Raw genomic sequence first — 23560 nt, 5'->3', positions numbered from 1 at the left:
TGAATTATGCGTTATGTTGCTATAAAATATTCCTCTGTCCTCTTGGTGTATAACTACCATGACCACCACCTCCGAAAATCCCTTTTCTCCCCAAGAAATTGCCTCAGAAGGCATAAAACCAGAAGAATATACAGAAATCGTCCGTCGTTTAGGTCGTCACCCTAACAAAGCCGAACTGGGTATGTTCGGGGTCATGTGGTCTGAACATTGCTGTTATAAAAATTCCCGTCCCTTACTCAAACAGTTTCCCACCACAGGACCGCGTATTCTCGTTGGACCTGGTGAAAATGCCGGAGTCGTGGATATTGGCGATGGACTACAATTAGCGTTTAAAATAGAATCCCATAACCACCCTTCCGCTGTTGAACCATTTCAAGGTGCTGCTACTGGAGTAGGTGGGATACTAAGAGATATATTTACAATGGGGGCGCGTCCTATTGCTTTATTAAATTCTTTGCGCTTTGGTGACTTGAATGACCCGAAAACTCAAAGATTGTTTACAGGCGTAGTTGCGGGCATAAGTCATTATGGTAACTGTGTTGGTGTTCCCACAGTGGGTGGTGAAGTGTATTTTGACCCCGCTTACTCTGGAAATCCCCTAGTTAACGTCATGGCTCTGGGTTTGATGGAAACGTCGGAAATTGTCAAATCAGGGGCTTCAGGACTGGGAAATCCGGTGCTGTATGTGGGTTCAACCACCGGACGGGACGGTATGGGCGGGGCAAGTTTTGCTAGTGCGGAATTAACCGAGGAGTCCATGGATAATCGTCCTGCGGTGCAAGTGGGAGATCCATTTTTAGAAAAATCCTTAATTGAAGCTTGTTTAGAAGCATTTAAAACTGGGGCTGTAGTAGCAGCGCAGGATATGGGTGCTGCGGGTATCACTTGTTCAACTTCGGAAATGGCCGCTAAAGGTGGTGTCGGTATTGAATTTGATTTAGATAAAATTCCGGTGCGGGAGTCAGGAATGATACCCTATGAATATCTGCTGTCGGAATCTCAAGAAAGAATGTTATTTGTCGCCGAAAAAGGACGAGAACAGGAATTAATCGCTATTTTCCACCGTTGGGGACTACAAGCGGTAGTTGCAGGTACGGTAATTGCTGAACCCATTGTCAGGATTTGGTTTGAGGGGAAAATTGCCGCCGAAATTACCGCTGAGGCTTTAGCGGAAAATACACCTTTATATGAAAGAGAATTATTGACAGAAGCACCAGAGTATGCTTACAAGGCTTGGCAATGGACAAAAGATAATTTACCCGCTTGTGATGTGACAGGAATTGAAATTGGCAGAAATTGGCAAAGTTGGAATCATATTTTATTGACTTTGTTAGATACTCCTACTATTGCTTCTAAAAGCTGGGTTTATCGCCAATATGATCATCAAGTTCAAAATAACACAGTATTATTACCAGGAGGGGCTGATGCTGCTGTAGTTCGTCTTCGTCCCTTAGTAGAAATTCAAAATCCGAAATCTGAAATCCAAAATCGCAACTTTGCTGTTGCGGCTACGGTAGACTGTAATTCTCGCTATGTCTATCTTGATCCTTATGAAGGAGCTAAGGCAGTAGTAGCAGAAGCTGCCCGGAATCTTAGCTGTGTGGGTGCTGAACCCCTGGCTGTGACGGATAACCTCAATTTTGGTAGTCCAGAAAACCCCATTGGTTATTGGCAATTAGCGTCCGCTTGTGAAGGCTTGAGTGAAGGTTGTCGGGAGTTGGGAACGCCAGTAACTGGAGGGAATGTGTCCCTATATAATGAAACTTTTGACGCGGAGGGTAATCCTCAACCAATTTACCCGACTCCGGTTGTGGGTATGGTGGGTTTAATTGAAGACTTGACTAAAATTTGCGGACAAGCTTGGCAAAATCCAGGTGATATAATTTATCTGCTTGGTTTACCTATTCAATCCAAAATCCAAAATCTAAAATCTAAAATCGAATTAGGCGCTTCTGAATATTTGGCCACGATTCATCATACAATTGCAGGTAGGCCGCCTAGAGTTGATTTTGAGTTAGAACGGTGTGTACAAAAGGCTTGTCGTCATGGTATTCGCGCCCTTTGGGTAAAATCCGCCCATGATACCGCTGAGGGTGGTTTGGCTGTTGCAATAGCGGAATCTTGTCTTTCTGGGAATTTGGGGGCGGAAATTAATTTCCCAATCACGACAAATCATGATTTACGATTTGATGAAGTCCTATTCGGTGAAGGTGGGTCCAGAATTTTAGTTTCTGTCAGTGACGAAAATCAAGAAATTTGGGAATCTTATTTACAGGAGCATTTGGGGGAATATTGGCAAAAACTCGGTAAAGTAGTTAATTCTGGCAATTTGCAAATTTTAACCGCAGATAACCATAAGTTAGTCCAGGTTAGTATTGAAGATATGCGCGATCGCTATTATGGGGCAATCTCTAAACGTCTGGGAGTTCAGAATAACACCTAGACCAGGGCAAAAATCAAGGTTTGAACATAAAAATTTACAATTCATACTTGATCCTTCACCAATTTAAGGTACTGTTTTAATGGATGGTTAACGATTTGTTAAGAAGCAAAAGGTAATGGGTAATAGTTCTTAATTTTCCCCCTCTCCCCCGCGCTCTTGTGAGTAATTTCCAATCCCCAGTGACTCGACACCCCACCAGGAGTAATACCAGCATGATTCTCGCTAATTCCGTAATTGCGGATGAATACCTCAATAACTCAATCAACAGTCATGAAAATACTAGTGACAAGCCCGAAGAAGCTTGTGGTATTTTTGGCATTTATGCCCCAGAACAAGATGTTGCTAAATTAACATATTTTGGACTATACGCTCTCCAGCATCGGGGTCAAGAATCTGCTGGCATTGCTACATTTGAGGGTTCGCGCGTTCACCAACACAAGGATATGGGACTGGTATCTCAAGTCTTCAATGAGACTATTCTAGAGCAATTACCCGGAAATCTGGCAGTCGGTCATACCCGTTATTCTACTACTGGTTCTAGTCGTAAAGTTAACGCCCAACCGGCTGTGGTGGAAACTCGTTTGGGTTTATTAGCCTTAGCACATAACGGGAATCTAGTCAATACCGTCCAATTGCGTTCCGAACTGGTCAAAGATAAGTTTAACTTAGTCACGACAACGGACTCAGAAATGATTGCTTATGCGATCGCTCAAGAAGTTAATGCTGGTGCAGATTGGGTAATAGCGGCCATGAGTGCCTTTCATCGTTGTCAAGGTGCATTTAGCCTAACTATTGCTACACCCGTAGGTGTGATGGGAGTCCGTGATCCTAACGGGATTCGTCCCTTAGTAATTGGTACTTTAGATAGTAACCCCGTCCGTTACGTTCTCGCTTCCGAAACTTGCGGTTTAGATATTATCGGTGCGGAATATCTGCGTGATGTCGCCCCTGGAGAATTAGTATGGATTACCGAAACTGGCTTAGAATCATTTCAGTGGCATCAACAGTCAGAACGTAAACTTTGTATCTTTGAAATGATTTATTTTGCCCGTCCTGATAGCCTCATGCACAATGAAACTTTATACAGTTATCGAATGCGATTAGGACGGAAAATGGCAGCAGAATCCCCCGTAGAAGCCGATTTAGTATTTGGTGTCCCTGATTCTGGTATACCTGCGGCCATTGGCTTTTCCCAAGCTTCCGGTATAGCCTATGGTGAGGGACTGATTAAAAATCGCTACGTCGGCCGCACCTTTATTCAGCCTACCCAAGCCATGCGAGAATCAGGTATCCGCATGAAACTTAACCCCCTCAAAGATGTGTTATTCGGTAAGCGAGTAGTAATTATTGATGATTCCATTGTTAGGGGAACTACTAGCCGCAAACTAGTCCAGGCTTTACGTGATGCTGGCGCGGCGGAAGTTCACATGAGAATTTCCTCTCCTCCTGTCACACACCCTTGTTTTTATGGTATTGATACTGATACTCAAGATCAATTAATTGCTGCCACAAAATCAGTAGCGGAAATAGCCAAACAATTACAAGTTGATAGTCTGGCTTATTTGAGTTGGGAAGGAATGTTAGAAACCACCAGAGAAGATACTAATAGTTTTTGTTCTGCTTGTTTTACTGGTAATTATCCCGTTGCTATTCCTGAACAAGTAAAGCGTTCTAAATTGATTTTGGAAAAGGTTGTAGTTTAGAAAATTGGGTTTGAAACTGTAACTTAAATTCTAGCCAGTGTGGTGCGGGCATCTTGCCCGCCAATGGTGTACCTTACTCAAGCCGAACGTGCTGTAATTGATAATTAACAAGTCAATGCGATAAAAAAATCAAACGGAGAGGGGGAGATTCGAACTCCCGGAAGCTCTCACTTCACCTGATTTCAAGTCAGGCGCAATCGACCACTCTGCCACCTCTCCAGATTATTTGCCAGAATTGTTGAAAATCAAAACTGACAAATAGAATCATAACATATAATTACAGAATTGGCAGCGATCAAACCAAAGAATTATAAAAAATTTCCTCAGCCGCCACCTGGTAGTCCTTACCCACCCAAACGAGAGCAACTTTTGTCACCATACCCCCATCTAAAAAGACCAGGGAGAAATTCCGTAATTTTACGCCGTTTTCCTGGACAATTCTGGGGACATTAGCAGCATTTAAGTAAATAGTCCCTTCTGGGCTTTTAAATACAGCTTTCCTTTCTAGTTTCTTAGTATGGCGCAAAGTCCGGTGCATATGACCAAAAGCAACTAAAGAAACTGTTTTGTTCATGTTGAGAGTTTGAGAAATGGCCGCCGCTAAATCAGGATCACCAAAATCACCGCCAATGGGATGCCAATCTTTGCCACAAGGGTCCTCAGCGCGATCGCCTAAACCACTAGGTCCATTGTGTCCTAAAAAAATAATATTGTCGCAAGTAGTATTTTTAACTACATTGACAATTTTATCTGCGGAATCATCTAAACTCGAAACACCATAACGTTCTTGACAGATTTCCGCAAATCTCCATTCAGGTCCACCCCACGTAAAAGGACGACCACCCACCACAGTTAAATTCCACTGCGGGAAATCCAACTTACTATAACCGACTTGGACAGCCCCTAATAAATCTAGCTGTTTCTGTACCCAGTCTTCCTTGGTGCGGTCATAAGGACATTTTTTGCGTCCCCATTCGGTGGCCGAGTACCATGCGTCATGGTTGCCCATTACCGCTGCTTTGGGAATATCTAGGGAAGCGATCGTTTTTACCACTTCTACTGATTCATTCCCGAAATCGCCGACAAACAGCACTAAGTCCACACCAAGATGTTTAAGTGCCATACCATCTTCCACGTCCCATTGGTCGTGAATATCCCCAACTACAGCAATTTTCACAGGTTTTGATTGAGTTTTCTGACTGGTCATGCCACTTTAAAAAGCCGTATATCTCCAGGATAGGAAACTCCAAGGAATTTGGGCATAAATTGCTAATATCAATCATCCCCTATTTTTGGTAAAAACTACTATAATTTAATCCACAAGGTCATCTCATTCTCTAAAACAGCAGTTTTTAATTGTGTTTACAACTACACTTACTCAACCGAAATCAGATAATCTACCATTAGATTTATTTACTGCCATTGAGGATCTCAAAACAGAACTGAATGCGGTAATATTAGCCCACTACTACCAAGACCCTGATATTCAAGACATTGCCGACTTTATTGGTGACTCCTTGCAATTAGCCAAAGCTGCGGCAAATACTAAAGCAGATGTAATTGTTTTTACTGGTGTTCACTTCATGGCGGAAACCGCCAAAATCCTCAACCCGGATAAATTGGTACTATTACCAGATATCAATGCAGGTTGTTCTTTAGCAGATAGTTGTCCTCCTCAAGAGTTTGCAGCTTTCAAAGCCGCACACCCTGACCATTTAGTTATTTCCTATATTAACTGCTCGGCTCAAATCAAAGCCATGAGCGATATTATCTGCACTAGTGCCAACGCTGTGAAAATTGTCCAGCAAATACCCCCTCAACAGCCAATTATTTTTGCCCCAGATCGGAACTTGGGACGGTATGTAATCGAACAAACTGGACGGGAAATGCTTCTATGGCAAGGTAGTTGTATTGTCCATGAAACTTTTTCGGAAAAGAAAATAGTGGAGTTAAAAATTACACATCCTAAAGCAGAAGCGATCGCTCACCCCGAATGTGAAACCAGCGTCTTACGTCACGCCAGCTTTATTGGCTCTACAGCTGCCTTACTCAATTATTGTCAAACCAGCCCTAGCCAGGAATTTATCGTGGCTACAGAGCCAGGAATCATTCACCAGATGCAAAAACTAGCACCTGAGAAAAACTTCATTCCCGCACCTCCACAGAATGATTGTAACTGTAACGAATGTCCATTTATGCGGTTAAATACCTTAGAAAAACTGTATTTAGCCATGAAAAATCGCACACCAGAAATTACCATGTCAGAAGAAATCCGCCTAGCTGCGTTGCGACCCATGCGACGGATGTTAGAAATGAGTAAATAGTGGAAATTCCAGAAATCTGAAATCTGAACCTGCTCACAATTCACTTTTCTCAGCTTTTTTCTGGGCTACCTGACTAAACTTCTTGTATAATTTAGTTCTAATTTGTGCTTCTTGATAGCGGCTGTGGCTAGGTGAAACCTGACCCATTAAATCAGAAGCCCGTTGCCAAGTAGCAGCTAATTCCAACCACTGAGTTGAGGTGATAGCTGTTCTACTAGCAACACTAGCCCGGTTAGCCAGTCGTACAGAAGCAGCAAATGGATCATCAGATAGTGTTAAAAGACTTTGGCTAGACGATCTTTGATTTGCTGTTTGCGAAGATTGAGAACCTGTGAATATTAACAAACTTTTTAGTGTATTACCTAAGCGAAAATCCAACCAAGCCAGTAAAATTAGTGAACATAAACCAGAAACTGCTATTACCCCAGTGTTGACTGAAATTTTCCCTTGATCCCGATTCTTGAGTAAAGATTGCGGTTGAGCTAAAATAGGTTTTCTGGATTTGGCATCAGTTTCCCTTAGATCTCGAATTAGCCGCTTCCAGAAATTTGGTTGGGACAATATAACTTCCTGTGACCATAGAAATTGATGATCGGCATCACGGTGAATTTCCTTTAACCATAGTAATTGTTCTTCTCGTACAATTCGACTATTGATATAGACTCGACGAATGTGACGCGGTGCAATTGACTCCAAAATTTGTTGGATTTTTGGAACCAAGGTACATTGCTCAAGTTGCTCCACCGTAGCCGCTTCACACAAAATTTGCAACACACCAGCCGCGAAAATCGCCCTAGTTCTCACACCAGATATAATTAGCCTTTCATTCAAGACTTGAATAATCGCTGCAACGCTTCCTTGGTGAGCTTGCCAAGCGATATCATTTATCCGATCTACCATTTGATATTTAGTGATAGTTCTCACACCCTGACCTGTGAAATAACATAACCCAAGTTGCTAGTTATGTAAATTTAGGCTGGTGATTGGTAATTGGTAGAAATTCTTACCTCTTGCCCTTGCCCCTTGCCTTTTTTCTCAACCAGCAACTTACGTTAATATACATTTAATTTGCATAGATCAATTATATGGAAGTCTTGTAGAATACGCATCTTCACCACTCTAATTCCCCAATGAACCTGAATTGTTAATTTGGGCAACCCTATATTCTGTTTGCTCAAGTGCGAATTGCCACACTTGATATCCGGCTGGAGATAAATGCAATCCGTCTGTACTTAATTCAGGAAGCAAGTTGCCATCAACATCCGTAAACAAATGGTGAATATTCAGATAATTAACTCCTTGCTGTTTGGCAATTACAGCTAGTTGGGCGTTAATGTAACGAATCCGACTGTTAGCAATTTTCCCAGATCGCACAGGTAAAATAGATTGCATAATAATCTGACTTGTGGGATGACTCTGACGTAAACTGTGGATAATTCGCTGGGAATTGAGCAAAATTGACTTGTTACTAGCACCCTTACGTAAATCGTTAATCCCAATCATTAAGTAAATCACATCTGGTCTGGTTGTGGAAAATGCCGACAATCTTTGAAAAACACCCTGGGAAGTATCTCCAGATATGCCCTGATTTAGCCATAATTTACCCACAGGCAGGTTTTCTTTCGGAAACCACAAACTCAAAGAATCACCTACCAAGATACTCAAACGATTTGTACCTTGACCTTGACTAATGGCCTTAGCTTCCATGGTTAATAAGCTTTTCCAGTCTTGATAAGTTGGTTTAGATGTTTTGTCTAACTGCCAGGATGATTCTAAATTGTCATCATTATCCGTGCGCGTATAAATTTGACCAATTCTCAGTGAGGCTAGTCTTTGCTGGTAAAGTTTACGACCAGAGATATGTGGCTTTGTTTTACTTTTTTGGCTATTAAAGTTGAATGATGATTTAACTGGATTTAATAACCTATATTGTCTAAATTTTGACGACTTTTTATGAGGCGAAAAAGTTTGTTTGCTAAATTCTGGTAATGATGTATTAATCCCGGAGATACTTTTTCCACCTGCTGAAGAAGGTTCAGTTTGACTGCTAAATTCAGGTACAGCAATTTCCCGGAGGGAGATTTTTCTGCTGTTGTCAGACTGGAAACCCGGCGCTAAATCCAACAAAGATGGAGAATTTTTCCCAGGATTAGGTATCTGTGGAAGCACTGGTGTTGGTATTACTAATCCTGTTAATAAGCTTGCGGCCAAGAGATAAGATCCACTCATAGTTGTTTTCTTCCTTGTAGGTATTCACTACTTTTTCTTATGACGGCCTTAGTTAGGTGAATTCAGGAAGATTTCGAGCATTGTACTATTTGACGATATTTAGCGTTATTCAGCAATGTCATGGACTTAGATTAACCTGGCTATCAGCTATACCCCAATGTCAGCATTAAAAAATACCCAGTTTTTAGAGTCGGGAGTCTGAAATCTTGACTACATAATCTTTCCTGCCTTTTGTCTGTTCATCTTTCACCATTGTTTTCACATGAATTTTAGTCAAAACCACAATCTCATACTTTTGATAGATGACAATTATGAGTTGTTTGTGCTGTTTATTTTTAATAAAAATTAATAAATTATTTTTTATGTATAAATACATATCAATAAAAATTTCTAAGAAAAGCTAAAAGGTGTAATTTACAAGGGTTACATGACATATTATTTATATATATTTATATATAATTTATACTTTAGTTATTTTAAGTAAAAATATTTAACTTTTTTGTGTTATGCAAAAAACATAGTTTTGTATGGCAAAATAAGTAAATCGTGGAAATGCTTGCTATAGAATGGTTATACCCGTCGTCAAAAAGTTATATTTGCAGAATTACCGGGTCTGCTTGCCACTTATAGTCTGGATTAGATATATGAACATCTATCAAAACAAAAGCATATCAGTTCTAGAGGTGTAGAATAACTGCGCGAAAAGTGCTAGGATGTATGCGAAGTTATTAATGTTTCCTTTTATTCCGTGGCTAGAGCTAGTACAGCAATCGGTGTTAGTCCCATCATTAAGGAGATTGTGCAAAAACAGGCACATTCAACTCGCTTAACCTTGAAAGAGGTTATTCTCATGGGAATGTTGGCAATTGATAAGTTAGACGCCCAACAGCGTCAAGAGTTAGCAGATCAAGTTCATCAAATGCAGGTTAATGGTGAAATCTAAAACTGCTGGTCAGAGTCTATAATTCCAAGTCTCAAGCCTCCAGTTCATAATCTAGAATTAATGGCAAGAGTAGCAGTACAATAAACCACGTCTCTACTCTTGACCGGAATAATAGCAAACTCCCATTAAGTAATTCTCATTTACAGGATATTTGATTCAAATGGGGTACAAACCGGAATAATCAAACTCCTGTGGTGCGGGCATCTTGCCCGCTAAATATGTATCTCATCTTCTCGAAAACTGCTGTATTTGAAAACCTAACCAGCGGTATTGCTAATCTTTAGCAATCACCTCCGCTGTGTTTAAAAAAGTGAAGATATCTAGTTTTAGATATTCTTCATCTGTCACAAATTTAATCAACCTTAAACATTTTCCGGTGTTATGCTGGAAAATATTAAAAAAAATAACTTAAAAAAATAACTTAAAAAAATAACTTAAAAAATAACTTAAAAAAATAACTTAAAAAAATAAAAATTCAAAATAATGCCATTACCGCAGCCGGAGAACCAGAACCTCCTCTTAATCTAAGAATACCAATGATTAAGGTAATATCTTGAGGTGGTAACTGATCTAAATTCGTAAGATTTTCCAGGACAATTAGCGATCGCTCTAACAGCAAACGATTTATAGTAAAACTGGTATCCTGCCCAGAGTCTACACCGTGAGTATCAATACCGACTCCAGCTATTTTTCTATGTTTAATTAAAAACTCAGTTGCCTGATAGCTAAAACCGGGAAAGTGCATTTTTCCGGCTGTGTCCTGTCCAAAGAACGCCTGGTGATTTAACCATTTTTCTTGCCAACCAGTATATAGTATTACTAAACTACCCACAGGAATTTCCCCAAACTCATTTTCCCAAGTTTGGATGTCACCAATTGTCAAAACATAATCGGAATTGACTGCGGCTTGTCTGCAAATATTAATAACTATAGCAGGTAATATTAATGATGCTGCTGGGTATTTGTCAACACTTGCACCATTACCATCAAAACTATTGGGGGCATTAATATGAGTGGCGCTATGTTCTCCTAAAGAAAAGCGTCGCAGGTAATAACCATCGTTTTCAATTTCTGCAACACTGGTAAATTCTACCGGAGGATCACCTGTCCATTTGGGTATATCTGTATCAATTAGATGACTGAGATGGATAACACGAGAGTAATTTATATTACTTGATTGTCGGGGATTTTGGATAGTCACAGGATTTATTCGTAAGTTGAGGAAATTTTAACAAATAATTCCCAAAATACACACATTAATAGGATATCAGGTATTTGATTTTACCAATTTTGGGGAAGGGGAAAGTGTAAAGTTTTATCAAATATCACGTAAATTATCTTGATTGAATTGGGGGAATAAAAGAACGGATACTTCAAAACCATCCTATACCTTATCTGCAAAAAAGTATGAGCAAAGTTACCTCAAAAAAATACAGATCATGGAAACATATTCCTTTAGCATTACAGATTGTAATTTCTATCGTCTTTGCAGTTAGCCTGGGGACTTTGCTAAGTGGTCAAGCAGCAAATAATCCTGATTTAATCAATCATCTAGCTACTCCCTGTAACTTAATACTCAAGGCTCTGCGGGCATTAGCAACACCACTAATTATGTTGGCGGTACTTCACTCATTTCTAACTGCTGATATTCCAGGTAAATCTGGTCGCCGTTTAGCAACACTGCTAATCACTAATACAACTGTAGCCATTTTTATTGGTCTTTTTGTCGCTAATGTGTTAAAACCCGGTTCATGGGGTTCTCTTGCTGCTCCATTAAGCACTGAAGCACCAAGTAAAACCCTTGATCCTTGGGGACTGATACAAGAGATTGTACCTGATTCGATCCTCAAACCTTTAGTTGATAACAACGTCATTCAACTGATTTTTATGGCTTTGGCATTTGGGGTAGTTCTGCGGGCTTTGAAAGCACAACAAATATCTGAAGATAAAACAGATTACCAAGCTATTGAGAGAGTAATTACGATTTTGTTTGAAGCTGTGATCCGTATTCTGCACTGGATTATCGCTTTAGTGCCGTTAGCAGTTTTTGGAATAGTTGCTAAAACCGTTGCCCTTCAGGGTTTTGCACCATTTAAAGCTTTGGGTGCGTTTATTGTATCCGTACTATTAGCTTTGTGTTTGCAAGCCTGTTATTACTTGCTGCGGGTAAAATTTGGTTCTTGGGTGAAGCCAACTCACTTTTTACGTGGGGGTTCAGAAGCTTTGTTAACAGCCTTTTCTACCGCTTCTTCCACAGCAACAACACCAATTACTTTTGAGGCTTTGTTGGAAAAAATTGGTTTACGAGAATCTTCTGCTTCTTTAGGGGCGTTAGTCGGTAGTAATTTTAATAATGATGGTACTGCTCTATATGAGGCTATGTCAGCATTATTTATTGCCCAAGTGTTGGGTTTACATCTGTCTTTGCCACAACAGTTAATTGTTGTACTGACATCTATTTTTGCTTCTGTCGGTGCAGCAGGTATCCCAGAAGCTGGTTTGGTGACAATGACCCTGGTATTTACTTCCGTTGGTTTACCTACTCAATATATCGCTTTGTTGGTGACAGTGGACTGGTTTCTTGATCGTTGTCGCACTGCTATTAATGTTATGGGTGATATGACTGTTAGCTGTTTACTTGATGGTAAACAGCGTCGGGTTGAGTGATTCAATAATTTCCTAATTGATTCGGTTTTATCTAAGTTTAACTCGCACTTTTCCTTAAACTCTTATTTATAGCTGTTTATTTCTAAAAATGGCTATAAATGATTAAAATTGCTAGATAATGGTTGACATATAAACACTAAATTCTTAATTAATTACACCAATGTATAACAAAGAACCTTGGCTTGCAGTCAATTTATCCAAAATATTCCCTGGACTAGGACAAATATATTCTGGAAAGAAACAAAAAGGATATTTGCTGATATTTTTAACCATTACTTTAAATATAGTTGCTTTTTGGTTTATCTTCAGTCCTGATGGAGATATATTAGTTGGGATTGGGTGTTTAATTGGTAATTTAATTTTTTCATTCTGGAATCTTTTTGATGCTTATGCAAGTGCTAAAAGTAATAACAGCCAAGAATTTGAGGAATTACGGAAACAGAATAAAGACCCTTGGTTGGGGATGTTTCTTTCACAGCTATTTTTAGGAGTTGGTAACTTTTACATTGGTAAATGGTTGTTTGGTATTTTAGCTGTTATTATTATCTTGATTTTCTCAAAGATTTTTCCTGTAGTTTTGCCAGTTATTTATGGGTATATTGGTTATTTCACATATACCTTATCACCAGTTCAGCGAGAAAATTCCAAAAAACTAGCATTTATTGTTTCCCTACTATTTGCAATATCCGGTTTATTCCCGACTGGACTTGGGTTTGCTATAAGAAACTATGGAGTTGAATCCCGCTGGATGCCTTCAGGTTCTATGGAACCCACATTACATGGGACTATAAATAAGTGGGAAGCAGATAGGATTTTTATTGATAAATTTAGCTATCGGTTTCAACTCCCTCAACGTGGCGATATTGTAGTATTTTTGCTTACTGAAGAAACACTACAACTCAGATCTAAAGATGCCTATATTAAAAGAATAATTGGACTACCTGGTGAGAAAGTAGAACTCAGAGATGGAAGAGTTTTTATTAACAATAAACCATTAGCAGAAGATAAATATCTCGTTTCAAAACAACGAACTGAAATTGATGCTTGCATATCATTATATGGGCAACCTTATCTATCAAAACCTGTCACTATACCACCAGATTCATATTTAATGTTAAGGGATAATCGTAGTAGCAGTTATGATGGGCGTTGTTGGGGAGTTGTACCTCGGAATATGATCATTGGTAAAGCATACAAAATATTTTTCCCTCTCAACCGGATGAGAAAGATTGAATAGTTTTTATGATTCTAAAATCCCACGCCAAAAGACGTGGGAAAAATCAAAATCTGTGTTTATCTCTATCTCATATTCTGCTTTTTCTCAGCTTTAGGATCACGATTAGCCACAGCAGCTAATTCCGCATCCATTAAGGTTTTTCCTGTTGCTGCTAGGTAAACATCATCTAAACTCGGACGAGATTGGGCGATACCAAAAATTGGTAATTTGGCATGATTTAACACCTGTTGAATCGTGATTAAAACGTCATTTTGCGGTGTAACTACCAAATTTAGGGAGTTACCCTGGGCGCTATTGATGATAATTTCTTGCACAAAAGGTAAAGCTGCTAACAGGTTTTTGGCGGTTTCGGCCTCTTCTGGAGGTGAAAATTCGCGGATTCTTAAAGTGATGCGATCGCCACCTACCTGATCTTTTAACTGAGAAGGTGTACCATTAGCAATAACCAAACCTCTATCAATAATTGCCACTCTATCAGCTAAAGCGTCAACTTCTTCTAAATAATGGCTGGTAATTACCACAGTAGTTCCCCCAGCCCGCAATTGACGCAAGAAATCCCAGACTACAACCCGGCTTTCAATATCTAACCCTACCGTTGGTTCATCTAATACTAAAACATCGGGTGCATGGAGTAAACCCGCAGCCAAATCTAACCGCTTGCGTAAACCACCGGAATAAGTGCCAGTTTTTTTATCTGCGTATTCTTGTAAACCCAGTAAATCGAGAATAGTGTTAATTCGCTCTTTGATCACTTTACCAGGAAGATGATAAAGGGCGGCTTGTAACTGTAGTAACTCCCGGCCAGTCAGGACTTTATCTAAAGCTACTTCCTGGGCTACATAACCCAGCCTTTGACGGGCTAATTTGGGGTGATCTAGTACCGAAATGCCTGAAACTTCAATTTTGCCCGTATCAGGGGTTGTTAGCGTACACAAAGCCCGGAGAGTGGTCGTTTTCCCCGCCCCGTTTGGTCCTAGCAGTCCAAATATTTCTCCTGGTTGCACTTGAAAAGAGACATCCTGGACTGCGACCACATTACCGTAGCTTTTTTTGAGATTTTCGATGAAAACGGCGGCAGCCATGACAGCTATAATCCTTAACTATACAATTCGCAACAATCTATTTTCTATTGTACAAGTTGAGCGATCAAAGATCCCCGACTTCTTAAAGAAGTCGGGGATGTCAATGGAAGTTAGTCGGAAATACCTGCATCTCGAAGGCGTTTTTCTAACTCTTCCAAGCGTTTTAAGGCAGTTTCTTTTGCAAGTCGTTCTTGATTCGCTTCTTGTTGGGCAGTTTCCTTAGCAAGTCGTTCTTGTTCCTTAGCAAGTCGTTCTTGCTGCACTAACTCAGAACCCCAAAGTAGCAAATTACCATCTTGATTCCACCAACGTAACCAGTAACCTTGACGGTTTTCGCGTTTTCCTGGCCAAACACCAATAAATAATTCCATTTCAGTTAACCAGTAACGGTTATTTTCATCTGGAGATTGTAATTTATAGTGTCCATTTTCATACAAGTGATATATTTCTAATTCACCGATATCTGGTTGAAAAATGATGTAGTTAGGAACTTGTAAAACTTGTTCATAATAAAACCATTTTCCGGGGGGATAAGTGTGTTTATTAGAATATTCACTACCATCGCTATCGGAAAGAAATTCTATGACCACCGCAGGAATTTGTCCCTGTTTATGGGGGGTGTAACTGCGTTGGATTTGTTCTCTAGACACTGTAATTTATGGCACGTAAGCCCAGTCAGGGGCTTTGATGACAAATTTACCATTTACCGTGGCACAGATGCCGTAATTGGTGGTAGCGATCGCTGTTTCTGGAAGTTTACCAGCCAGTTCTAGGCTTTCCGTGAGTGCTGCTGCTAGACTGGCTTGATTGACATTATCCACAGGTTCATCGTCTAAAACGAAGTCTTCGGGTAAGAGTTCCCAAGTGATTTTGGTGGTCGAAGCACTTACAACCATAGGAAACACAAATAAGGGATTAAATTCTAGTATAGCTTGTGATGGATATGACAATTATAAAATTCCTCCCATAGCTGGTAAAGAATTTTGGGATATGATTCATCTTGAATATGATCATGAATTTGCTGAGTTATTTGCAAAGTAAATTCTCTAGAGAAAATAGAGAGAGTTGTTCAGTAACTTCTTTCCCTTTTGGTTGATTTCCCTGCATTAAATAAATCAGATATTCACCCAGTTCTTTAGCAAGCAATACCGGAACTGCATTACCAATTTGTTTGTATTTAGAACTTATCGAACCATGAAAAATCCAATCATCAGGAAAAGTTTGAATTTTCGCAGACTCGCGCACGGTTAAAGGACGAATTTCTACAGGGTGACACATATCTGTAGCTTTTTGTTGGGGACTGGTTGTGATAGTTGGTGAAGGTTTATCCCAAGATAATCTTCTATAAAAACCGACTTTTCCCCCACCGGAATTATAAGCACCTCCCATTGCTTCCTTCTGTAATTCTTCTGGTAAATTTTTCCAATTTTCTCCTGCTGCTAATAATCTTAAAAACTTGAGCCGATTTTCTGAATAACTAATAAATTCTGGTTCAATATCTACAAAATCTGTTAACGCATCTTTTAAAGTTCTCCACTTTGGTAAAATTTTCCCATCTTTACTATATTTAGCTAGAGGAAATGCAGCAGTTTCACCATCTCTAGAACCAATAAAAAATACACGGGATCTATTTTGGGGAACACCATAATCTGCGGCTTCTAATAGGTTATAAACTACGTTATAGCCTAATTGCTTCATTTCTGCTAAAACAACTTTCAAAGCTGCACCATTTATTTCATCAAGTTCTAAAGCTGGGTAATCTTTTCCTCTTTGATTAATAGGACGATGACGCAAAGAAGCAGAAAGTAATCCTCTGACATTTTCCATTAAGAAAAATCGCGGCTGGACTTCTTTGACAATGCGAATAAAATCCATAAATAAACTCCCCCGTGGGTCCATAACTGAACCCCGTTTTCCTGCGGTGCTAAAAGGCTGACAAGGAGGACCACCGGTGACTAAATCTATTTCTCCTGGAAGTAAAGCACGACCTAAATTTAAAACTCTTCCTCCCTCTTCTAATAATTCTTGGGAAGTAACTTTTTCTAATTCTCTGGGAATAGCACTTTCTTGGAGATGAGGTTTATTAAGAGCAATTGTTTTAACTGTATCTTTATCTTTTTCAACTACACTAACAGTATAAAATCCTGCTTGTTCTAGTCCTAAATCTAAGCCATAAGCACCTGTGAATAAGGAAATGCAAATAGGTTGATTATTGATCATGTTGGTAATTTTTATTTTATCAATATTATAAATAGCATTTTTAGAGAATCTGGTGAATGATAAAGCTGACTTTGCTTTTAAAACAACTTTAGCTGCTCGTAATTTTGCGCGTTTTATTAGAGAATGTAAAAACCAAGATTATATAATAAATTTGATATACTTTTGGCTGGAAAGTCCAGAACTAGCAATAACGAGAGTCCGCAGACGGGTAGCAAGTGGAGGTCATAATATTCCCGAAGATATCATCCGCAGACGCTATGAACGGGGACGCAGAAATCTAACTGACCTTTATTTACCTTTGTGTAATACTTGGATAGTATATAATAACTCTGGGGATGAACCTCAATTACTTGCTGAAACAGGTATAAATCAGGAAGTGATAATTTATGAATACAGAATCTGGAATCAAATTAGAGCAAGATAATAAATCTCATATTCCCGTTACATAGTTACATCAAAAAATAGATGCTGGTGTGAAATTTGCTATTGCGAATGCTATAGAAAGACATCGCAGGTTAAGAGAATCTATTAGTATTTTGCGAGATGGTAAAGTTGTGACTTTGACAGCAGATGAAATACCACCTCGTGATATTCAGAATATTGTATAAGTACCTGTCAATAGGGTAATCTATAAAAATATCTACAAGGGGAGCATAACGGTAATGAACAATAAAACATCAAAACAAAGAGATTTTACTAAATGGCTTAGACAAATTAGAAAGCAGGCTTATGTTAAAGAGTGTTTTCATAAAGATATAGAACTCGTATTTGATTTTTGAAAAAATTAGGTATTGTAGGGTGCTTTACTACTGCATAAATTCTATCAATAAACAGATTTGTAATATCTGACGCACCCTAGGTATCTTTTTATAAATCAAATATTATTCCTATATACGAATACCTAATTTTTATAATTTTACTTTGTCAAATAAGCTCATGGTAGGCACTTTAGTTAAAGTACCCACTACGAACTAAAAATCAATTCTAGTATTTTCGATCCTGATAAAAATATGCTACATTAAATGTAAATAGTAAAATACTAATCCTATATAAACAAAATGCAAACTAATAAATATCCCTTTGCTCAAGAATTGATTACTGATATTGAAGGTAATATCAGAAAAGTAGTCATTGATTTTCACGACTATCTAAGGTTGCTAGAAGCTATAGAAGATGAAGGACTTATTCTAGCCATGAAAGAAGTAGAAAATGAGACACCATTAGATTTAAATGAAGCTTTAGCGGAATTAGAAGAAGAGTGAATACCCAGTATCTACCAAGTTTTATTAAAGATTTGAAAGCACTCAAAAGTACACCTTACTATGAGTCTATTAAGAAATTTGCTTTTGAAGAAATAATCGAAATATCAAATTTTGCATAAATCACAAATATCAAAAAACTTCAGGGATATGATAATGCTTATCGGATTCGTATAGGTGATTATCGTCTTGGTATTATTTTCGATGGTGAAACATTAATTTTTGAAAGAGTTTTACACCGAAAAGAAATTTATCGCTATTTCCCCAAATAGATAATTTCACAATAATCATACAAATACATGAGTAAGGGTTTAGCAATGCTAAACCCCTACATAATTTATTGATTTTTCGTTACTAAAATACCTACTGCCAAACGTAGATAAGCAGAAACAAAATAATCCAGATAACATCAACAAAGTGCCAAAATAAAGAAGTGGCATTGATGCCAAAATGGCCATTATCAAAATTACCAGGAATAAAAGAACGCAATAAGACAATTAACTGTAACAGAATACCCGTAAAAACGTGCAAACCGTGAAAACCAGTTAACAGATAAAACATTCCTCCAAACGTACCAGAAGTAAAACCAAACTCCAGTTGACTCCATTCCACAGCTTGACCATAGAGGAAATAACCACCCATAGCCATTGTCAAAAATAACAACAGCCGATAACTCGTTAAATCATGTCTTTCCAGAGCTTTTTCTGCAAAATAAATCACAAAACTACTAGCAACTAAAACAACAGTATTAATGCTAGGTTCTTTTATTTCCAAACCAGAAACACCAGCCGGCAACCAATTAACAGTAGAAGTTTTGTAGATAATATAGCCAGCAAAGAAACTCAAGAAAATGACGCTTTCAGATAACAGAAAAACAATAAAACCAAACATCTTACTGCCTTCTTCATCATGTCCATGCTCATGACTAACATGATCTAAATCATCAGGAGAAACAGAAACATCCATTGTTAAAAAACTCCAAAAACAGGAAAATAGTAATTAGGAAAAAAGTAATGAGAAAAACTATAGCGATTCTAAACCAGACGGGAAAAACTCTCTTCCTCCGTGTTCTCTGTGCCTGGAGTGGTTCGTTAAAAAAAATCCTGAACACACATCAAATAGAATCGCTATATTACCCATTACTCATGTTCAGCAGATGCAATTAAATCCTCAGACTTACCATAACCATAAGGTTCGCAAGTAATCACCGGAATTTCCTCAAAATTTTCAACAGGAGGAGGAGAAGAAACAGTCCATTCCAAACCAATAGCCCGCCAAGGATTAGCAGGAGCTTTTTCTCCGTCTATCCAAGAAATCAACATATTGAAAATGAAAGGAAGAGTAGACATTCCTAACAAAAAAGAACCCAAACTAGCAACAATATTCCAACCAATTAATTCAGGTGCATAGGAAGCAGCGCGGCGTAACATTCCTTGTAAACCTAATGGGTGCATAGGTAAGAAATTCAAATTTGTGCCGATAAATGCTAACCAAAAATGGATTTTACCCCAACCTTCGTGGAACATTCTGCCCGTCATTTTAGGAAACCAATGATAGATAGCGGCATACATTCCCATAGTTACAGTTCCATAGAGAACATAATGGAAATGGCCGACAACAAAATAGGTATTATTAACATGAACATCTACAGGAACAGAAGAAAGCATAATTCCCGTAATGCCAGCAAACACAAACATTACCAAACCACCCAAAGCAAATAACATGGGTGTAGTCAGGCGAATTTTACCACCCCAAATAGTTGCCACCCAAGCAAATACCTTAATCCCTGTGGGAATAGATACAAACATGGTTGTCACCATGAAAAACAACCGTAGCCAAGCAGGAGTACCACTGACATACATATGGTGTACCCAAACAATGCCGCTAACTACAGCAATTAACATGGAAGAAATAGCAACGACTTTATAACCGAATAAAGGTTTGCGGGAATAAACCGGGAAGATTTCCGAGAAAATGCCGAAAATAGGCAAAATGATCACATAAACTGCGGGGTGAGAATAGAACCAGAAATAATGCTGGAACATCACCGGGTTTCCGCCTTTGGTGGGGTCGAAAAAGGCAGTTCCTACTGTAATATCAAGAAGTAACATTACAGCCCCTGCGGTTAAAGCTGGGAGTCCAAATAATTGGATAATTTGGGCGCTAAATACTGCCCACACAAAGAGAGGCATTCTAAAATAACCCATTCCCGGCGATCGCATTTTCACAATAGTAGTGACAAAATTTACCGCACCCATAATCGAAGAGACACCGGAAATAGCCACCGCTAATAACCAGAGAACTTGACCGTTAATCAGGTTTCCCGTGGGGTTTTGGGTACTGACGGGGGGATATGCCCACCACCCAGATTGAGCCGGTCCACCGGGGACAAAGAAGCTGGCCATGAGGAGAATACCCACCACCGGCACCATCCAAAAAGCGACAGCGTTGAGACGGGGAAAAGCCATATCTCGCGCCCCAATCATCAGGGGAACAAGGTAGTTAGCCATACCAACAAGGGAGGGGAATGTCCAGAGAAACAGCATCACTGTTCCGTGCATGGTAAACATTCCGTTGTATACTGTGCGGTCTATCAAATCAGCTTCTGGGGTAATCAGTTCTCCGCGCAAAATCATAGCGAAGATACCACCAACCAGGAAGAAAATAAAAGAGGTAACGAGGTATTGAATACCGATAACCTTATGGTCTGTACTGAAACTGAAGTAGGTTCTCCAGGTTTGGGGCGGTTCGTGGTGATGTGATTCACCAGTGATATCAATGGGGATGTTAGTCATTCGATTTTAGATTTTAGATTTTAGATTGCCAATTTTTAGATTTTTGATGACCAAATCTAAAAGCAAAAGGTTAGTTAACCAGAGAAATTGACCAAAGGGGGTGTAGCGGGTTTAACAGTTTTCCAACCGCTATTAATCCCGTTTTCGAGTTTTTGAGCGTATTCAGAAGCCGCTTGGTTAGGTGCTGGAGTGAGTTCTTGACTTGCAGCTTTGCTTAACCACTGCTGATATTGACTAGGTGATTCCACAATTACTTTTGCCCGCATAGTAGCAAAATATGTACCGCTATATTGGGAATCAGTTAAATCATAAGCACCGGGGCGAATAGGAGTAAATTCAAAGTCCAGATCATGACCAGGAATAATGTCTTGTTTAAGACGGAAAGCAGGTATATAAAAGCCGTGAAGTACATCTTCCGAATGTAGATTAAGACGGACACGACTATCCTGGGGTAAATGCAATTCTGTACTGGTAACGTTCTGTTCTGGATAATGAAACACCCAAGCCCATTGTTTAGCCGATACATCAATATGTTCTACATCTTCGACTATGGCTGCTGGATCTTTATCTTCCACAACAGCAACGGACTCCATCTTCATGGGATTATGTAGATGTATCTGGTGAGATGGTCCCTGGATACCCATTTGTTCGTAAACTTGGTAACTATAACCAGCAATCCATAATACCAACATAATCGGGATTGCCGTCCAAACTACCTCCAAAGTTATATTACCTTCAATGTGGGGACCATCACTAAAATCCGTCGGTCTGGCACGATGAAAAGTGATGGAATAGAGAAGAGTAGCAGTTACTCCCAGGAAAATTAAAGCTCCTAATGTTACCAAAAAGCTAAATAAATCATCAATAAGATGAGATTCAGCAGCCCCTTGGGGAGGAAGCCAATAATAAGCCTGTTTACCAATCCATAGACTAGTAAAAGTTACGGCAACTGCCCCAGTAGCTAGGGTCAAAAAGTTGAGAATTTGCCGAATTTTCATAATAGTCAGTTGTCAGTTGTTAGTTGTCAGTTAGTTTTTAATGACCCATTACCAATTACCAATTACCCATTACCCATTACCTATTTACCCATTACCTATTTACCCAATATTTGATTAATGTCTTGTCCGGCTCGCAGTAATTTATCGGCTGTGTTGTGAACACCAAAATCTGCTGCTAAGTGCGCTCCTAATGTGCCGTGAACATACATCAGCAACATAATAATTACACCGACAACGAGATAAGAAATTTGTACTTCTCGCTCTTCATATTTGCCGATAACATAACGTTGCCAACCTCGCCAAAAAGTCATACCAACAATCATTGCTAATAGCAATACACCACCGACACCATGCCACATCATTGTGGGCATTGCTAACATTCCCCAAGGACTTTTAATATCTGCTGGTGGGGCAGCCAATAACATTTCATAAAAACCCGCACCAACCGTAAAGAATGTAATTACAGCAGCGGCAAAAACGTTATACCAACCCACATCAAATAATTGAGAACGCTCAACTTTAATTCCCAAAAATCTGAATAGCCATTTTTCCACAGGGAAGAATACACCCAAAAGATCAAAAATGATGGCAATGATGAATAAACCTAATGTTAGATGTACTAAATTAGGATGAACAGGAATGGCATAAGGTAAACCATTTGCACCCATTTGATGACTAATTTGATCTAATAATTCTGAATTCATGGCAATATTCCATCCTTGACCGCGTCCACAACAGGTACAGTATGTAAGCCATACACCCATACAAGTTCATCACCAAGATACACTTGAAAACCGACAATTAATGTTAATAAAATGCCCACAGCTAGATAATGAAAAGGCAGTTTATTCGGGTTTTGACTCCGCAAAACATAACGCCAAGCTGTAATGGCCGTAATGATTCCAGAAAGTGACCAACCAATAAGAGTATGAACATTTAAAACTGATTTAGCCAGTTCATAAGGTTTAGCTAAACCCGCCTCAAATTGACCAAAAATAATCGCTACAAAAATCGCCACTGTAGCAATACACATATTCCACCAACTCACTTCAAACAAGCGAGTTCTACCAGTTAAATACCCAGCGACATCACAGAAAACAGAAAATAGAACCATCGCAATTACAAAGTGAACCACGATAGGATGTAAAGGATCTGGATATGGTAAATTATGCTCATTCAATGAAGTGAAAAAATCCAGCATTACAATCTCCTAGACTTATTTACTACTCTATCCAGCCAAACATAAATATGATAAATTTGCTGCGAGTTCAGTCATTTACTCCCCTGAAAAATAGGGAAAATATGTCAAACAACAGTAATTATGGATGTAGCTAAACTAAATCACTGTTAGAAATTGAACTTACTAAACCCAATATTTGGGTTAAGTAAATTTTTGTGAATTGTCAGAAAAACTAAAAGTAAAACTTCTAGAATTAATGAGAGAGCCAGCAACAGATTTTAGTCATTGCCGTATTACAATATTTTTAAATCAAAACCAACTATTTTTATGTTTATTGATGTACAATAAAAAATTATCACTTTGTAATTTAAACAACCGAAATATATAGTTTTTATAGTAAGTATAATTAAAACAAAGCTAGATAGAATAAGATTTTCAGAATAATTAACCGCAGATGAGGACAGATAAAGACAGATGAAG

20 protein-coding genes, 1 tRNA gene and 1 pseudogene are annotated in these 23560 nt (G+C 38.9%); 9 read left to right on the top strand and 13 right to left on the bottom strand.

Features of this window, described 5'->3' with window-relative positions:
• The first annotated feature begins 58 nt into the window (after positions 1-58).
• Positions 59-2443, top strand: coding sequence for a phosphoribosylformylglycinamidine synthase subunit PurL (gene purL, locus FFO06_RS03385; RefSeq protein ID WP_137906753.1), 2385 nt, complete (start codon positions 59-61; stop codon positions 2441-2443).
• A 212-nt stretch (positions 2444-2655) separates the two neighbouring features.
• On the top strand, positions 2656-4146 hold the full coding sequence (gene purF / locus FFO06_RS03380) for an amidophosphoribosyltransferase (RefSeq protein WP_137906752.1): 1491 nt from the start codon (positions 2656-2658) through the stop codon (positions 4144-4146).
• Positions 4147-4280: 134 nt separating this feature from the next.
• Here purF and FFO06_RS03375 read toward each other — a convergent pair.
• Both FFO06_RS03375 and FFO06_RS03370 read right to left on the bottom strand, forming a co-directional pair.
• Positions 4281-4365 (bottom strand) — tRNA-Ser (locus FFO06_RS03375).
• 76 nt (positions 4366-4441) lie between these two features.
• Entirely contained in the window at positions 4442-5353 is a 912-nt protein-coding gene (locus FFO06_RS03370) for a TIGR04168 family protein (RefSeq protein ID WP_137906751.1), read from the bottom strand.
• A gap of 151 nt (positions 5354-5504) precedes the next feature.
• Between FFO06_RS03370 and nadA the strand changes: the two genes are divergently transcribed.
• Positions 5505-6470 (top strand): quinolinate synthase NadA, encoded by a 966-nt coding sequence (gene nadA, locus FFO06_RS03365; RefSeq protein ID WP_137906750.1) that lies wholly within the window; start codon positions 5505-5507, stop codon positions 6468-6470.
• Positions 6471-6503: 33 nt separating this feature from the next.
• Here nadA and FFO06_RS03360 read toward each other — a convergent pair whose 3' ends face one another.
• Complete coding sequence (locus tag FFO06_RS03360; protein WP_137906784.1) at positions 6504-7370, bottom strand: hypothetical protein; 867 nt, start codon at positions 7368-7370, stop codon at positions 6504-6506.
• A 219-nt stretch (positions 7371-7589) separates the two neighbouring features.
• Positions 7590-8699 carry an SGNH/GDSL hydrolase family protein gene (locus tag FFO06_RS03355; protein ID WP_137906749.1) on the bottom strand — a complete coding sequence of 370 codons (1110 nt, stop codon included), beginning with the start codon at positions 8697-8699 and terminating at the stop codon, positions 7590-7592.
• A gap of 748 nt (positions 8700-9447) precedes the next feature.
• Between FFO06_RS03355 and FFO06_RS03350 the strand changes: the two genes are divergently transcribed.
• The gene (locus FFO06_RS03350) at positions 9448-9642 is read left to right on the top strand and encodes a hypothetical protein (RefSeq protein WP_028083365.1); all 195 of its coding nucleotides are present in this window, start codon (positions 9448-9450) and stop codon (positions 9640-9642) included.
• A 475-nt stretch (positions 9643-10117) separates the two neighbouring features.
• Here the strand turns inward: FFO06_RS03350 and FFO06_RS03345 are convergent, their stop codons facing one another.
• Positions 10118-10843: a cyclase family protein gene (locus FFO06_RS03345; protein ID WP_236097059.1), complete on the bottom strand. Its 726-nt coding sequence runs from the start codon at positions 10841-10843 to the stop codon at positions 10118-10120.
• 206 nt (positions 10844-11049) lie between these two features.
• Here FFO06_RS03345 and FFO06_RS03340 point away from each other — a divergent pair, with 206 nt between their 5' ends.
• Together FFO06_RS03340 and lepB are read left to right on the top strand one after the other, a co-directional pair.
• The gene (locus tag FFO06_RS03340; RefSeq protein WP_137906748.1) at positions 11050-12309 is read left to right on the top strand and encodes a dicarboxylate/amino acid:cation symporter; all 1260 of its coding nucleotides are present in this window, start codon (positions 11050-11052) and stop codon (positions 12307-12309) included.
• A gap of 160 nt (positions 12310-12469) precedes the next feature.
• Positions 12470-13546 (top strand): signal peptidase I, encoded by a 1077-nt coding sequence (lepB, locus tag FFO06_RS22435; RefSeq protein WP_137906747.1) that lies wholly within the window; start codon positions 12470-12472, stop codon positions 13544-13546.
• Positions 13547-13608: 62 nt separating this feature from the next.
• Here the strand turns inward: lepB and FFO06_RS03330 are convergent, their stop codons facing one another.
• From FFO06_RS03330 to FFO06_RS03320, 3 genes and pseudogenes are all read right to left on the bottom strand, one after another.
• Positions 13609-14628, bottom strand: coding sequence for an ABC transporter ATP-binding protein (locus FFO06_RS03330; protein ID WP_137906746.1), 1020 nt, complete (start codon positions 14626-14628; stop codon positions 13609-13611).
• 110 nt (positions 14629-14738) lie between these two features.
• Positions 14739-15524: pseudogene (locus FFO06_RS03325) on the bottom strand (Uma2 family endonuclease).
• A gap of 130 nt (positions 15525-15654) precedes the next feature.
• Positions 15655-16848 (bottom strand): DNA cytosine methyltransferase, encoded by a 1194-nt coding sequence (locus FFO06_RS03320; protein ID WP_201275408.1) that lies wholly within the window; start codon positions 16846-16848, stop codon positions 15655-15657.
• A 52-nt stretch (positions 16849-16900) separates the two neighbouring features.
• Here FFO06_RS03320 and FFO06_RS03315 point away from each other — a divergent pair, with 52 nt between their 5' ends.
• The 3 genes from FFO06_RS03315 (at position 16901) to FFO06_RS03310 (ending at position 18110) form a co-directional block, all read left to right on the top strand.
• A complete protein-coding gene (locus FFO06_RS03315) occupies positions 16901-17272 on the top strand; it encodes a hypothetical protein (RefSeq protein WP_236097058.1) in 372 nt (123 codons plus the stop codon).
• 49 nt (positions 17273-17321) lie between these two features.
• A complete protein-coding gene (locus tag FFO06_RS22255) occupies positions 17322-17456 on the top strand; it encodes a hypothetical protein (protein ID WP_268904583.1) in 135 nt (44 codons plus the stop codon).
• Positions 17457-17906: 450 nt separating this feature from the next.
• Positions 17907-18110: a RelB antitoxin-like protein gene (locus tag FFO06_RS03310; RefSeq protein ID WP_137906744.1), complete on the top strand. Its 204-nt coding sequence runs from the start codon at positions 17907-17909 to the stop codon at positions 18108-18110.
• Between the two features lie 360 nt (positions 18111-18470).
• On the opposite strand, the gene FFO06_RS03300 is transcribed toward FFO06_RS03310, so the two are convergent.
• The 5 genes from FFO06_RS03300 to FFO06_RS03280 all read right to left on the bottom strand — a co-directional run bounded on the left by FFO06_RS03300 (position 18471) and on the right by FFO06_RS03280 (position 23101).
• Positions 18471-19073, bottom strand: a complete 603-nt coding sequence (locus FFO06_RS03300) for a cytochrome c oxidase subunit 3 (RefSeq protein WP_137906743.1) — start codon at positions 19071-19073, stop codon at positions 18471-18473.
• Positions 19074-19246: 173 nt separating this feature from the next.
• Positions 19247-20902, bottom strand: coding sequence for a cytochrome c oxidase subunit I (gene ctaD, locus FFO06_RS03295; protein WP_137906742.1), 1656 nt, complete (start codon positions 20900-20902; stop codon positions 19247-19249).
• A gap of 74 nt (positions 20903-20976) precedes the next feature.
• Positions 20977-21900, bottom strand: a complete 924-nt coding sequence (locus tag FFO06_RS03290; RefSeq protein WP_137906741.1) for a cytochrome c oxidase subunit II — start codon at positions 21898-21900, stop codon at positions 20977-20979.
• Positions 21901-21995: 95 nt separating this feature from the next.
• Positions 21996-22604 carry a DUF2231 domain-containing protein gene (locus FFO06_RS03285; RefSeq protein ID WP_137906740.1) on the bottom strand — a complete coding sequence of 203 codons (609 nt, stop codon included), beginning with the start codon at positions 22602-22604 and terminating at the stop codon, positions 21996-21998.
• Positions 22601-23101 carry a DUF2231 domain-containing protein gene (locus tag FFO06_RS03280; protein ID WP_137906739.1) on the bottom strand — a complete coding sequence of 167 codons (501 nt, stop codon included), beginning with the start codon at positions 23099-23101 and terminating at the stop codon, positions 22601-22603. The genes FFO06_RS03285 and FFO06_RS03280 overlap by 4 nt, the downstream gene beginning before the upstream one ends.
• Positions 23102-23560 lie beyond the last annotated feature (459 nt).

The sequence above is a fragment of the Dolichospermum planctonicum genome (genome assembly GCF_005402965.1).
Classification (GTDB): domain Bacteria; phylum Cyanobacteriota; class Cyanobacteriia; order Cyanobacteriales; family Nostocaceae; genus Dolichospermum; species Dolichospermum planctonicum.
Note: the sequence above shows the minus strand (reverse complement) of the source record. Positions and strands in the feature narration are given on the sequence as shown.

What these genes read in the sequence shown, in the direction of transcription:
- purL (WP_137906753.1), top strand. Translation starts at nt 59, where the DNA reads ATGACCACCACCTCCGAAAATCCCTTTTCTCCCCAAGAAATTGCCTCA.
- purF (WP_137906752.1), top strand. Translation starts at nt 2,656, where the DNA reads ATGATTCTCGCTAATTCCGTAATTGCGGATGAATACCTCAATAACTCA.
- FFO06_RS03370 (WP_137906751.1), bottom strand. Translation starts at nt 5,353, where the DNA reads ATGACCAGTCAGAAAACTCAATCAAAACCTGTGAAAATTGCTGTAGTT.
- FFO06_RS03360 (WP_137906784.1), bottom strand. Translation starts at nt 7,370, where the DNA reads ATGGTAGATCGGATAAATGATATCGCTTGGCAAGCTCACCAAGGAAGC.
- FFO06_RS03355 (WP_137906749.1), bottom strand. Translation starts at nt 8,699, where the DNA reads ATGAGTGGATCTTATCTCTTGGCCGCAAGCTTATTAACAGGATTAGTA.
- FFO06_RS03340 (WP_137906748.1), top strand. Translation starts at nt 11,050, where the DNA reads ATGAGCAAAGTTACCTCAAAAAAATACAGATCATGGAAACATATTCCT.
- lepB (WP_137906747.1), top strand. Translation starts at nt 12,470, where the DNA reads ATGTATAACAAAGAACCTTGGCTTGCAGTCAATTTATCCAAAATATTC.
- FFO06_RS03330 (WP_137906746.1), bottom strand. Translation starts at nt 14,628, where the DNA reads ATGGCTGCCGCCGTTTTCATCGAAAATCTCAAAAAAAGCTACGGTAAT.
- FFO06_RS03320 (WP_201275408.1), bottom strand. Translation starts at nt 16,848, where the DNA reads ATGATCAATAATCAACCTATTTGCATTTCCTTATTCACAGGTGCTTAT.
- FFO06_RS03310 (WP_137906744.1), top strand. Translation starts at nt 17,907, where the DNA reads ATGCAAACTAATAAATATCCCTTTGCTCAAGAATTGATTACTGATATT.
- FFO06_RS03300 (WP_137906743.1), bottom strand. Translation starts at nt 19,073, where the DNA reads ATGGATGTTTCTGTTTCTCCTGATGATTTAGATCATGTTAGTCATGAG.
- ctaD (WP_137906742.1), bottom strand. Translation starts at nt 20,902, where the DNA reads ATGACTAACATCCCCATTGATATCACTGGTGAATCACATCACCACGAA.
- FFO06_RS03290 (WP_137906741.1), bottom strand. Translation starts at nt 21,900, where the DNA reads ATGAAAATTCGGCAAATTCTCAACTTTTTGACCCTAGCTACTGGGGCA.
- FFO06_RS03285 (WP_137906740.1), bottom strand. Translation starts at nt 22,604, where the DNA reads ATGAATTCAGAATTATTAGATCAAATTAGTCATCAAATGGGTGCAAAT.
- FFO06_RS03280 (WP_137906739.1), bottom strand. Translation starts at nt 23,101, where the DNA reads ATGCTGGATTTTTTCACTTCATTGAATGAGCATAATTTACCATATCCA.